Source organism: Actinomadura sp. 9N215 (assembly GCF_044326345.1).
In the GTDB taxonomy this organism is placed as follows: Bacteria; Actinomycetota; Actinomycetes; order Streptosporangiales; family Streptosporangiaceae; genus Spirillospora.
The window spans coordinates 387,348-397,353 of sequence record NZ_JBIRBA010000005.1; the positions used below are offsets into that span (position 1 = coordinate 387,348).

Annotated in this window: 15 protein-coding genes; 11 read left to right on the forward strand and 4 right to left on the reverse strand. The window is 75.2% G+C overall.

Features of this window, described 5'->3' with window-relative positions; genetic code table 11:
• Positions 1–3: 3 nt before the first annotated feature.
• A complete protein-coding gene (locus ACH34T_RS12010) occupies positions 4–2,286 on the reverse strand; it encodes an ATP-binding cassette domain-containing protein (protein WP_395992112.1) in 2,283 nt (760 codons plus the stop codon).
• 75 nt (positions 2,287–2,361) lie between these two features.
• Here ACH34T_RS12010 and ACH34T_RS12015 point away from each other — a divergent pair, with 75 nt between their 5' ends.
• Together ACH34T_RS12015 and ACH34T_RS12020 are read left to right on the forward strand one after the other, a co-directional pair.
• Positions 2,362–3,237 (forward strand): TetR/AcrR family transcriptional regulator C-terminal domain-containing protein, encoded by an 876-nt coding sequence (locus ACH34T_RS12015; RefSeq protein WP_395992113.1) that lies wholly within the window; start codon positions 2,362–2,364, stop codon positions 3,235–3,237.
• Positions 3,238–3,344: 107 nt separating this feature from the next.
• Positions 3,345–3,974, forward strand: a complete 630-nt coding sequence (locus ACH34T_RS12020; protein WP_395992114.1) for a hemerythrin domain-containing protein — start codon at positions 3,345–3,347, stop codon at positions 3,972–3,974.
• 108 nt (positions 3,975–4,082) lie between these two features.
• Here the strand turns inward: ACH34T_RS12020 and ACH34T_RS12025 are convergent, their stop codons facing one another.
• Together ACH34T_RS12025 and ACH34T_RS12030 are read right to left on the reverse strand one after the other, a co-directional pair.
• A complete protein-coding gene (locus ACH34T_RS12025; protein WP_395992115.1) occupies positions 4,083–4,508 on the reverse strand; it encodes a hypothetical protein in 426 nt (141 codons plus the stop codon).
• The gene (locus ACH34T_RS12030) at positions 4,466–4,810 is read right to left on the reverse strand and encodes a hypothetical protein (RefSeq protein ID WP_395992116.1); all 345 of its coding nucleotides are present in this window, start codon (positions 4,808–4,810) and stop codon (positions 4,466–4,468) included. Before ACH34T_RS12030 ends, ACH34T_RS12025 begins: the two co-directional genes overlap by 43 nt.
• A gap of 183 nt (positions 4,811–4,993) precedes the next feature.
• Between ACH34T_RS12030 and gvpJ the strand changes: the two genes are divergently transcribed.
• Genes gvpJ through ACH34T_RS12070 form a run of 8 tightly spaced genes read left to right on the forward strand, consistent with a single transcriptional unit; the run spans position 4,994 to position 8,786 of the window.
• On the forward strand, positions 4,994–5,437 hold the full coding sequence (gene gvpJ / locus ACH34T_RS12035) for a gas vesicle protein GvpJ (RefSeq protein WP_395992117.1): 444 nt from the start codon (positions 4,994–4,996) through the stop codon (positions 5,435–5,437).
• Positions 5,434–6,216, forward strand: a complete 783-nt coding sequence (locus tag ACH34T_RS12040; RefSeq protein ID WP_395992118.1) for a GvpL/GvpF family gas vesicle protein — start codon at positions 5,434–5,436, stop codon at positions 6,214–6,216. Before gvpJ ends, ACH34T_RS12040 begins: the two co-directional genes overlap by 4 nt.
• Positions 6,217–6,221: 5 nt before the next feature.
• The gene (locus tag ACH34T_RS12045) at positions 6,222–6,473 is read left to right on the forward strand and encodes a gas vesicle protein GvpG (RefSeq protein WP_395992119.1); all 252 of its coding nucleotides are present in this window, start codon (positions 6,222–6,224) and stop codon (positions 6,471–6,473) included.
• An 18-nt stretch (positions 6,474–6,491) separates the two neighbouring features.
• On the forward strand, positions 6,492–6,749 hold the full coding sequence (gene gvpO / locus ACH34T_RS12050; protein WP_395992120.1) for a gas vesicle protein GvpO: 258 nt from the start codon (positions 6,492–6,494) through the stop codon (positions 6,747–6,749).
• A gap of 51 nt (positions 6,750–6,800) precedes the next feature.
• Entirely contained in the window at positions 6,801–7,229 is a 429-nt protein-coding gene (locus ACH34T_RS12055) for a gas vesicle protein (RefSeq protein WP_395992142.1), read from the forward strand.
• Positions 7,226–8,122, forward strand: a complete 897-nt coding sequence (locus ACH34T_RS12060) for a GvpL/GvpF family gas vesicle protein (RefSeq protein ID WP_395992121.1) — start codon at positions 7,226–7,228, stop codon at positions 8,120–8,122. The genes ACH34T_RS12055 and ACH34T_RS12060 overlap by 4 nt, the downstream gene beginning before the upstream one ends.
• Entirely contained in the window at positions 8,119–8,352 is a 234-nt protein-coding gene (locus ACH34T_RS12065) for a gas vesicle protein (RefSeq protein ID WP_395992122.1), read from the forward strand. Before ACH34T_RS12060 ends, ACH34T_RS12065 begins: the two co-directional genes overlap by 4 nt.
• Positions 8,349–8,786: a gas vesicle protein K gene (locus ACH34T_RS12070; protein ID WP_395992123.1), complete on the forward strand. Its 438-nt coding sequence runs from the start codon at positions 8,349–8,351 to the stop codon at positions 8,784–8,786. The genes ACH34T_RS12065 and ACH34T_RS12070 overlap by 4 nt, the downstream gene beginning before the upstream one ends.
• 64 nt (positions 8,787–8,850) lie before the next feature.
• Here ACH34T_RS12070 and ACH34T_RS12075 read toward each other — a convergent pair whose 3' ends face one another.
• Positions 8,851–9,699: a methyltransferase domain-containing protein gene (locus ACH34T_RS12075; protein ID WP_395992124.1), complete on the reverse strand. Its 849-nt coding sequence runs from the start codon at positions 9,697–9,699 to the stop codon at positions 8,851–8,853.
• Positions 9,700–9,728: 29 nt separating this feature from the next.
• On the opposite strand from ACH34T_RS12075, the gene ACH34T_RS12080 reads away from it, so the two are divergent.
• Positions 9,729–10,006: GntR family transcriptional regulator (locus tag ACH34T_RS12080; RefSeq protein WP_395992125.1), on the forward strand; the 278-nt coding region annotated here is incomplete at its 3' end.

Below are 10,006 nucleotides of genomic sequence, written 5' to 3' on the forward strand. Positions count from 1 at the left end.
GGGTCACCCGGCCTCGGTGTAGGCGCGCAGGTGCCGGGCGGTGAGGGTGCCGGCGCGGGAGAGGAGTTCCGCCGGCGTGCCGGTGAAGACGATCTCGCCGCCGTCGGCTCCGGCGCCGGGGCCGAGGTCGATGATCCAGTCAGCGTGCGCCATGACGGCCTGGTGGTGCTCGATGACGATGACGGTGGCGCCGCCGTCGACGAGCCGGTCGAGCAGTGCCAGGAGCTGGTCGACGTCGGCGAGGTGCAGCCCGGTGGTGGGTTCGTCCAGGACGTAGACGTCGGCCTTCCCGGCCATCTGGACGGCGAGTTTGAGGCGCTGCCGCTCGCCGCCGGACAGGGTGGTGAGAGGCTGTCCGAGGCCGAGGTAGCCGAGGCCGACGCCGGCGAGGCGGTCCAGGACGGCGCGGGCCCGCCCGGCGGTGAAGAACGCGCGGGCCTCGTCGACGCGCATGGCCAGGACCTGGCTGATGTCCTTGCCGCGCAGCGTGTGGGTGAGGACGTCGTCGGTGTAGCGGCGGCCGCGGCACTTCTCGCAGACGGTGGCGACGCCGGCCATCATGGCCAGGTCGGTGTAGACCAGCCCGATGCCCTTGCAGGCGGGGCAGGCGCCTTCGGAGTTGGCGGAGAACAGCGCGGCGCGGACGCCGTTGGCCTTGGCGAACGCGGCGCGGATCGCGTCCAGCAGGCCGGTGTAGGTGGCGGGGTTGGAGCGGCGGGACCCGCGGATGGGGGACTGGTCGACCACGACGACGCCGTCGCGTCCGGGCAGCGACCCGTGCACGAGGGAGCTCTTGCCGGATCCGGCGACGCCGGTGACGACGGTGAGGACGCCGAGGGGGAACTCGACGTCGACGTCCTTGAGGTTGTGCAGGTCCGCGCCTTTGACGGCCAGGTGCCCTGAAGGTTCGCGGACGTTCTCGCGCAGCCGGGCGCGGTGGTCGAGGTGGCGTCCGGTGAGGGTGCCGGAGGCGCGCAGCCCGGCGACGTCGCCGGTGTAGCAGACGCGCCCGCCGGCGGCGCCCGCGCCGGGACCGAGGTCGACGACGTGGTCGGCGATCGCGATGGTCTCGGGCTTGTGCTCGACGACCAGCACGGTGTTGCCCTTGTCGCGCAGCCGCAGCAGCAGCCCGTTCATGCGGGCGACGTCGTGGGGGTGCAGCCCGGCGGTGGGCTCGTCGAAGACGTAGGTGACGTCGGACAGGCTGGAGCCCAGGTGCCGGACCATCTTGACGCGCTGCGCCTCGCCGCCCGACAGGCTGGTGGACTCGCGGTCCAGGCTGAGGTAGCCGAGGCCGATCTCGACCATCGAGTCCAGGGTCTCCCGGAGGGTGACCAGCAGCGGCGCGACGGACGGGTCGCCGATGCCGCGCACGACGCCGGCGAGGTCGCTGACCTGCATGGCGGCGCAGTCGGCGATGGTGAGGCCGCCGACGCGGCTGGACAGCGCGGCGGCGTTGAGGCGGGTGCCGCCGCAGTCCGGGCAGGCGGTGAAGGTGACGGCGCGGTCGACGAACGCGCGGATGTGGGGCTGCAGCGTCTCGGTGTCGCGGTCGAGGTAGAGGCGCTTGACCTTGACCAGCAGGCCCTCGTAGCTGGTGTTGATCCCGCTGCTCTCGATCTTGGTGGCGGGCTTGTGGAGCAGGTCGTCCCACTGGGCGGGGGTGTAGTCGCGGAGCCTGGCGTCCGGGTCGAACAGCCCGGACCGGGCGATGACCTTCCAGTACCAGGTGCCGACGCCGAAGTTCGGGACGGTGATCGCGCCCTCGTTGAGCGACAGGTCCCGGTCGACGAGCCGGTCGACGTCGACGCTGGACGCGCGGCCGAGGCCCTCGCAGCCGGGGCACATGCCCTCGGCGCTGTTGAAGCTGAACGCGGTGGAGGTGCCGACGTGCGGCTCGCCGAGGCGGCTGAAGACGATCCGCAGCATGGCGTGGGCGTCGGTGGCGGTGCCGACCGTGGAGCGGGCGTTGGCGCCCATCCGCTCCTGGTCGACGACGATCGCGGCGCTGAGGTTGCGCAGCGCGTCGACGTCGGGACGGCCGACGCTCGGCATGAACCCCTGCACGAACGCGGTGTAGGTCTCGTTGATCAGGCGCCGCGACTCGGCCGCGATCGTCCCGAACACCAGCGAGGACTTGCCCGACCCGGACACCCCGGTGAAGACGGTCAGGCGGCGCTTGGGGACGTCGACGCTGATGTCGGCGAGGTTGTTCGCCCGGGCGCCGCGGACCTCGATGACGTCGTGGGCGTCGGCGGCCGTGCGCCCGCCGGGGGGCAGGGACATGCGGTATTCCTTGATGGATTAGGCTGTAAAGAGATCGGCCTGGACACGTTAGTTTATGCCATAAGGAGATGCAAGGTGGTCGTCTTCGCCGGGCAGGGCGACGCCCGCCGCTCGATGGACCTGCTGTGGCGCGGCACCCAGGCGGGCCCAGGGCCGGGCCCGGGGGCGGGTTCGGGGGCGGGGGGCCGGCCGGGGCCGCGGCCGGGGCTGAGCGTGCCGGTGATCGTGGACGCCGCGATCGCCGTCGCGGACGCCGAGGGCATGGCGGCGCTGTCGATGCGCGCGGTCGGCGAGCGGCTCGGCCGCACCGCGATGGCCCTGTACACCTACGTGCCCGGCAAGGGCGAGCTGGTCGACCTGATGTACGACCGGGCGCTGGGGGAGTTGCCCGGCGGCTACGACCGCGCGGCGGGCTGGCGGGCGGCGCTGACGACGTGGGCGGAGGACTCCTGGGCGTTCTACCTGCGGCATCCGTGGATGTTGCAGGTGTCGCAGGCGCGTCCGGTGCTGGGCCCGGGGGAGTACCGGGCGCTGGAGGCGCTGCTGGGCGTGCTGTTCGGGACGGGTCTGGCGGCGCCGCAGGTGCGGCGTGCGGTGGCGGCGCTGTCGAGCGTGGTGCGGGGCGCGGCGCTGACGCTCGCCGAGTCGCGGCGGGCGGTGCGGGCCACCGGGCTGTCGGAGGAGCGGTGGTGGACGGGCCGCGCCGGCGTCCTGCGGGACCTGGAGCCGCGGTTCGCCGAACGGTTCCCGCTGGTGGCCTGGCTCCACGCCGAGGACGCCCTCGCCGACGCCCCCACCGCGCAGCCCGACAACGACCACGGCACGGCAGACGCAGCGGTTGACGGGGCGGGGGACGTGCCGTATCTGGAGCGGGCGGCGCGGGACGCGTTCGAGGGTGGTCTGGCCCTCGTCCTGGACGGCATCGAGGCCGCCGTCGCCGCCCGTGCGTGACCGCCGGACGGGCCCGACCGGAAGGGACGGCTGTCCAGAGGGTGTGAATTGGGTCTCTCGGCCCGGCGGGGCGTCACATTCGTGGGCCGGTGGAGGCTCTTACTGGTATGGAAGCAATCGCGATTCAGCCGCGCGAGATGACCTGCCACACCATCCTGTACGCCGCGCACGACGCGTTCCGCCGGGACGTGGACCGGCTCGCGGCGGCCGCGGCGGCGGGCAAGGGCCGCGCCTCGCACGTCCGCGCGGGCTGGGAGAACTTCAAGGACCTGTTCCGCGTGCATCACGACCTGGAGGAGCGGGTGCTGTGGCCGCGGGTGGAGCGGGCGGTCGCGGGCCGCCGGGCCGAGCTCGCGGCGCTGGCCGAGGTCCGCGCCGAGCACGCCGGGATCGAGCCGCTGATCGGCCGGGTCGACGCGGCGATGGACGACGGCGGTGACCTGCGCCCGGCGGTGGCCGACCTGCGCGCCGCCCTGGAGATGCTCCTGCGGCACAAGGAGACCGGCGCGCTCACGCTGGCGGAGTCGGTGCTGGCCGACGAGGAGTGGCGGGCGTTCGCCGCCGAGGCCGGGCGGTCCTGCGAGACCAGGACGCCGCAGTTCGTGCCGTGGGTGGTGGACGGCATCGCGCCGATCCAGCGGAGCCGGTTCCTGACGGCGCTGCCCGCGCCGGTGCGGGAGCTGAACCGGGTGATGTGGGAGCCGCACTACCGCAAGCGGCGCCTGTGGAGCGTCTGACCGGCGTCCCGCCGGAGCGGCCGGACGCGGCCCGGCAGACGCCCGGACACGGCGTGTCAGACGGCCGGGCGCGGTGCGGGTGACGGCCGGAAGCCGCGCGGGTGACGGTCAGAAGCGGGTGGTGAGCAGGGCCAGGACGGCGACGCCGGCGGTGAGCCAGGCGGCGTAGTCGCCGATGTGGCCCGAGTGCAGGGCGTGCAGGCGGGCGGCCGCGGCGCAGGCGGCGCGTCCGAGAAGCCGCGCGGGGCGCCGACGCCGGGCCGCGGAGACGGCGCGTCCGGCGGGGCGGTGGACGGAGGCCGCGGCGATCGCGGCGGCCAGCAGCAGTGTGGCGGCGAATCCGGCGAGGCCCGGCAGGGTCCACGGGTCGGCGGGCGGGGAGTGCGCGGTGCGGCCGTCCAGGCGGCCGTCCAGGACGAGCGCGGCGTAGGCGTCCCGGTCCGCGAACGCGTCGGCCGCGGCGGCGACGGGCCCGCCGGGCAGCAGCCCGATCAGGATCCCGGCGGCGAGCAGGACGATGCCGGGGGCGAGCATCGTCCACGGGATGGAGCGCAGCGTGACGGGCGTCTCGGGCTCCTCGTGCCCGCCCTCCGGTACGGACGTCTCGGTGTCGGCTTCGCGGGCGGCGTCGGGGTGGGGGCGGTGGGGAACAGGGCGCGGCGGCCGGCGGCCGCGGCGGCGGCGCAGGCGGCGGCCGTCAGGGCGCCGACGGTGATCTCGGTGAGGGTGACGGTGGACGCCATCGCGAGGTATCCGGCCAGCAGCACCGTCCACCAGGCCAGGGGCTCGGCGGCGCGCCGCGGCGACGGCGGGCGGGCGGGCGCGTTGTCGGGCATGGCCTCCGGCATACCCGGCGGGACGGTTCCAACCGTTCCCGTCCGCGGCTCGTCCGTCCGGTGGCGTGGGCCTCTTGACCGGTGGCTGACCGAAAACAGATGTCCCGTTTAGGGAGATCGGTGCGGGTACATCGGGGGGCGTGCCAAACCGAGACGAAACCCCCGATCGAGGGAGCGGATGACATGACTGGGCCGATCGCCCAGCAGACCTCCGGCAGCGGCTACGTCCAGCGCGGCGGGTCGGGCAGCAGCCTGGCCGACGTCGTTGACCTGATCCTGGAGAAGGGACTGGTCATCGACCTGTACGCGCGGGTGTCGCTGGTGGGCATCGAGATCCTCACCGTGGACGTGCGGATCGTGGTCGCCAGCGTCGACACCTACCTGAGGTTCGCCGAGGCCTGCAACCGGCTCGACATCTCCCACGACGGCACCTCGCAGGGGCTGCCGCAGTTCGTGGAGGGAATGCAGGAGTCGGGCGCCAAGAAGAAGACCCGCGGCGCGCTGGAGGGCGCGCAGGAGCGGCTGAAGGAGACCTTCGGCGGCGACTCCGGCGACTCCGGCGAGTCCGATGAGGAGAAGCAGCCCGCGCGGCGCCGCTCGTCCCGCAAGAAGGAGGACGAGGAATGAACACCCCGCAACCCCCCGCCGGCCCCGCCCCCGGGGACCCGCAGTACGTGTACGGCGTGACCCGGTCCGGCGCGGCGCTGCCGCCCGAGGTGAGCGGCCTGGACGACCGCCCGGTGTCGCTGGTGGAGGACGGCGGCGTGTGCGCCGCCGTCGTCAGCGCCCTGCCCGGCGGCCGCGCGCTCGGCGAGCGCGCCGACCTGGTCGCGCACCAGCGGGTGCTGAACGCGCTGGTGGACGCCGGCACCGTCGTCGTGCCGTTCCGGTTCGGGGCGGCGATGGCCGACCGCGCCGCCGTGCAGAAGGAACTCCTCGCCGCCAACGCCGAACGCCTCGGGCAGGTCCTGGACGAGCTCGACGGCAAGATCGAGCTGCGCCTGAAGGCCACCTACGTCCAGGAGACCGTGCTCCGCGAGATCATGGCCGCCGAGCCGGAGATCGCCGAGCTGTCCCGGCGGCTGCGCGAGGTGCCGCCCGACATCGCCGACGCCGTCTACTACGACCGCGTCCGGCTCGGCGAGCTCATCGCGCAGGCCATGCAGAGCCGCCGCGACCGCGACGGGCAGGTGCTGCTGGACGGCGCCGCCCCCGCCGCCGAGGCGTTCACCAGCAAACCGCCCGTCCGCGAGGAGGACGTCCTGGACGCCTCGTTCCTCGTCCGCGCCGACCGCCGCGCCGAGTTCGAGCAGGCCGTCGACGACCTCGGCCGGGCCCACGGCGGCCGGGTCAGGGTCCGGCTGATCGGGCCGCTTCCGCCCTACGACTTCGTCCCGGAGGTCTGACCGCGATGGGCCTGTTCACCGGCCTGCTGACGCTGCCGCTGGCGCCCGCGCGGGGCGTGGTGTGGCTGGCGGAGGTCCTCACCGAGCAGGCCGAGGCGCAGCTGTACGACCCGGCGCGGATCGCCGCGGAGATGCAGCAGATCGCCGACGAGACCGCCGCCGGCGAGATCACCGAGGAGGAGGCCGCCGCCCGCGAGGAGGACCTGATCCGCCGGCTGAACGAGGGCCGCGCCCGCCGCGAGCAGGCGGGCGGCTAGCCAGGGAGGCCCGCATTGTTGTCCGCGTCCGAGGCCGCGAAGCGGGCGGCCGAGCACGTCACCGCGATGACCGGCCGCAGCGCCGAGAGCGTGGTCGGGATCGAGCGCGCCGGCGAGGACGGCTGGCGCGTCACGGTGGAGGTCGTCGAGACCCACCGCATCCCCGACTCCGCCGACATCCTCGCCGTCTACGACACCGAGGTCGACGCGGACGGCGAGCTGGTCGCCTACCGCCGCGCCCGCCGCTACCCCCGCGGCCGGGTGGAGAGGGGCTGAAGAGCGTTGAGCGAGATCTCCTGGACCGGGGCCCGGTCGGCGGCGCGGACGATGCCGGGCGAGCGGCAGCCGTCCGGCCAGCCCGCCAACCTGGCCGACCTGCTGGAGCGCATCCTCGACAAGGGCATCGTGATCGTCGGGGACGTGCGGGTGAACCTGCTGGACATCGAGCTTCTGACGATCAAGCTGCGGCTGCTGGTGGCGTCGGTGGACCGCGCGAAGGAGATGGGCATCGACTGGTGGGAGCACGACCCGTCGCTGTCGTCCAGGGCCCGTCCGGCCGGCGAGGTCACCGAAACTGCGGACACCGGCGCGGGCGGCGGTGGGGGCGGCGGTCGCGACGGGGAGCTGGCGGAGGAGAACCGGCGGCTGCGCGAACGCCTGGCCGCCCTGGAGGCCGCCGCCCCCGACACCCACACAACCCACACGGCTGACACGGCCGCCGAGCCCGAGGCCGACGGGAAGGAGCCGAGATCATGACCGGTGCACCGCTCGCCGGCGACACCGCCGTCTACCTGTACGGGGTGGCGCGCGACCTGGACCCGGCCGCGCTGCGCGGCGCCGCCGGGGTCGCGGGCGCGCCCGTCCGCGGCGTCGTCGCGGGCGGCCTGACCGCGCTGGTCAGCACCGTCCGGGTCGCCGAGTACGGGGAGGCGGCGCTGCGCGCCAACCTGGAGGACCTGGCGTGGCTCGAGGCGACCGCCCGCGCCCACCACGAGGTCGTGGACCGGGCCGCGCACGCCGCGCCGACCGCGCCGGTGCGGATCGCGACGATCTACCGCGACGACGCCCGCGTCGCCGAGGTGCTCACGGCGCAGGGCGACCGGTTCGGCGAGGTGCTGGACGGCATCGCGGGCCGCTCCGAATGGGGCGTCAAGGCCTACGTGCCCCCCGGCCCGCCGCCCGCCGCCGACGCCCCTGACGACGCCGGCGATGAGAGCGCCCCCGACCCCGGTGGGGGGCTCGCGCCGAGAGCCGAGCCCCTCACCGGCCCACCCCCCGGCACGGGGACCGGCGACGGCGTGGGGACGGCCTATCTGCGGCGCCGCCAGCGCGAGCGCCGCCGCCGCGAGGACGCCGGACGCCTCGCCGCCGAACGCGCCGGCGACGTCCACGCCGCGCTCGCCGGCCACGCCGCCGCGTCCCGGCACCACCCGCCCCAGGACCCGCGCCTGTCGGGGCGCCCGGCCCCGCAGATCCTCAACGCCGCCTACCTCCTCGACGACGAGCAGGTGGAGGGCTTCCTCACGGTGGCGCGCACGGCCGCGGAACGGCTGCCCGGCATCGAGGTGGAGGTGACCGGGCCGTGGCCGCCGTACTCGTTCATCGACACCGCCGACGCCACGCCCCCGCGCGGCCCGGAGGACGTGTGAGCACCGTCCTGGACCACGCCCGCGACGCCCCGCCGGAACGGATCGCGCTGGTGGACCTGCTGGACCGGCTGCTGTCCGGCGGCGTCGTCATCGCCGGCGACCTGGTGATCTCGATCGCGGGCGTCGACCTGGTGCAGGTGTCCCTGCGGGCGCTGGTCACCACCGTCCGCGACGAACTGCTCCCCGAAACCGGCCCGCGGCACCGGCGAGGACAGGAGGAACACCCGTGACCCGCCCCGACCCTCCCGCCCGCTCCGCCCGGGAGCCGGTGACCGGCGAGGCAGAGGTGCGCGACGCCCCCGCCGCATACCCGTTCACCGCCGCCCCCGCCCCCGCCCCCGCTTCCGGTTCCGGTTGCGGGGAGGGCGCGCGGGAGCGGTCGTCGCGGACGATGGCGCGGCTGCGGTCCGACCCCGAGACGGTCGAGCGGGACCTGGTGAAGCTCGTCCTGACCCTGGTGGAGCTGATCCGGCAGCTGATGGAGCGGCAGGCGCTGCGCCGCGCCGACGGCGGCGACCTGACCGGCGAGCAGGTCGAGGCGCTCGGGCTGGCGCTGATGCGGCTCGACGAGGCGATGACCCGCCTCAAGGACCACTTCGGCCTGGACGACCACGACCTCAACCTCGATCTGGGCCCCCTAGGCCCACTGCTCCCGGACGCCTGACCACCCCCACCCCCGACCTCCCCGCAACCCCGCCGCCCGCCCCGCCGTCCAGCCCGCCCTTCGGCTAGTCGGCCGGGTTGACCGCGACGCCCTTGAAGAAGGTGTAGTGGAAGGTGCCGTCAGGGCCGGCGGCGCGGTGCAGGTCGGCGATGCCGCGGTCCCAGTCGCCGGGCGTGGCCAGCCCCGCGGCGACCGCCTCGTCGCGGACCGCCTCGACCATCGCGGTGAAGGTGTCGCGGGTGAACGCCCGCGCCAGCGCCGGACGCGACCCGTCGGCGTACACCGTCCGCGGGCCCACCTCGATCCCGGCGTACCCGGCGGCCGCCAGCAGCGGCGCGAGCCGCCGCCCCACCAGCGCGTCCCCGCCCGCGGCCGCCTGCAACGCGACCTGGTGCGCGATCACGGCGCGGGCGTGCGCGCTGTCGGGGTGGAAGAACGCCGACCCGTGGTCGCCCTCGATGACGGTGACGGTCCCGCCCGGCCGCAGCACCCGCCGCAGCCCCGCCAGCGCGGCCCGCGGGTCCGGCAGGTGCTCCAGGACGAAGCACACGAACAGGTGGTCGAACGCGCCGTCGGGGAACGGCAGGTCGTGCAGGTCGCCGACCCGCCACTCCACCCGCGCCGCCGGGGACGACGCCGCCACCCTGGCACGGGCCTGGTCCAGCGACGCGGGGGACAGGTCGACGGCGGTCAGCTGCGCGCCGGGGGAGCGGGACACCAGATGCACCGTCTGCGCCCCGACGCCGCACCCGACCTCCAGCACCCGGCTCCCGGCCGGGTAGGACGTGCCGTCGTGCAGCAGCCCGGCCAGCGCGTCGGCCTGGTCGCCGAGGCGCCGCGCCTCCCGCCCCGAATACCCGTGCACGTACCCGCGCACCGGGCCGGTCGTCGTCGAGGTTCTCGCCGTTTCCATGAACGCCACCGTGGCCCCACAATGGCCTGGTGAACAGGTCCAATCCCGAGGAGCCCGACCGGGCCATAACGCGGGGGTCGGACTTCCTGCAGCTCGACCCCGCCCACGCCCCGCCCGGCGGCCTGTCGGACTGGCTCGCCGGACGGCTCCGCACCGCCATCGCCGACGGCCGCCTGCCCGTCGGGAGCCGCCTGCCCGCCACCCGCGTCCTGGCCGCCGACCTGCGCGTCTCACGCGGCGTGGTCACCGAGGCCTACCAGCGCCTCGTCGACGACGGGCACATCGCCGGACGCGGCCGCGCCGGCAC

What these genes read in the sequence shown, in the direction of transcription:
- ACH34T_RS12010 (WP_395992112.1), bottom strand. Translation starts at nt 2,286, where the DNA reads ATGTCCCTGCCCCCCGGCGGGCGCACGGCCGCCGACGCCCACGACGTC.
- ACH34T_RS12020 (WP_395992114.1), top strand. Translation starts at nt 3,345, where the DNA reads ATGGAAGCAATCGCGATTCAGCCGCGCGAGATGACCTGCCACACCATC.
- ACH34T_RS12025 (WP_395992115.1), bottom strand. Translation starts at nt 4,508, where the DNA reads ATGCTCGCCCCCGGCATCGTCCTGCTCGCCGCCGGGATCCTGATCGGG.
- ACH34T_RS12030 (WP_395992116.1), bottom strand. Translation starts at nt 4,810, where the DNA reads ATGCCCGACAACGCGCCCGCCCGCCCGCCGTCGCCGCGGCGCGCCGCC.
- gvpJ (WP_395992117.1), top strand. Translation starts at nt 4,994, where the DNA reads ATGACTGGGCCGATCGCCCAGCAGACCTCCGGCAGCGGCTACGTCCAG.
- ACH34T_RS12040 (WP_395992118.1), top strand. Translation starts at nt 5,434, where the DNA reads ATGAACACCCCGCAACCCCCCGCCGGCCCCGCCCCCGGGGACCCGCAG.
- ACH34T_RS12045 (WP_395992119.1), top strand. Translation starts at nt 6,222, where the DNA reads ATGGGCCTGTTCACCGGCCTGCTGACGCTGCCGCTGGCGCCCGCGCGG.
- ACH34T_RS12055 (WP_395992142.1), top strand. Translation starts at nt 6,801, where the DNA reads ATGCCGGGCGAGCGGCAGCCGTCCGGCCAGCCCGCCAACCTGGCCGAC.
- ACH34T_RS12060 (WP_395992121.1), top strand. Translation starts at nt 7,226, where the DNA reads ATGACCGGTGCACCGCTCGCCGGCGACACCGCCGTCTACCTGTACGGG.
- ACH34T_RS12075 (WP_395992124.1), bottom strand. Translation starts at nt 9,699, where the DNA reads ATGGAAACGGCGAGAACCTCGACGACGACCGGCCCGGTGCGCGGGTAC.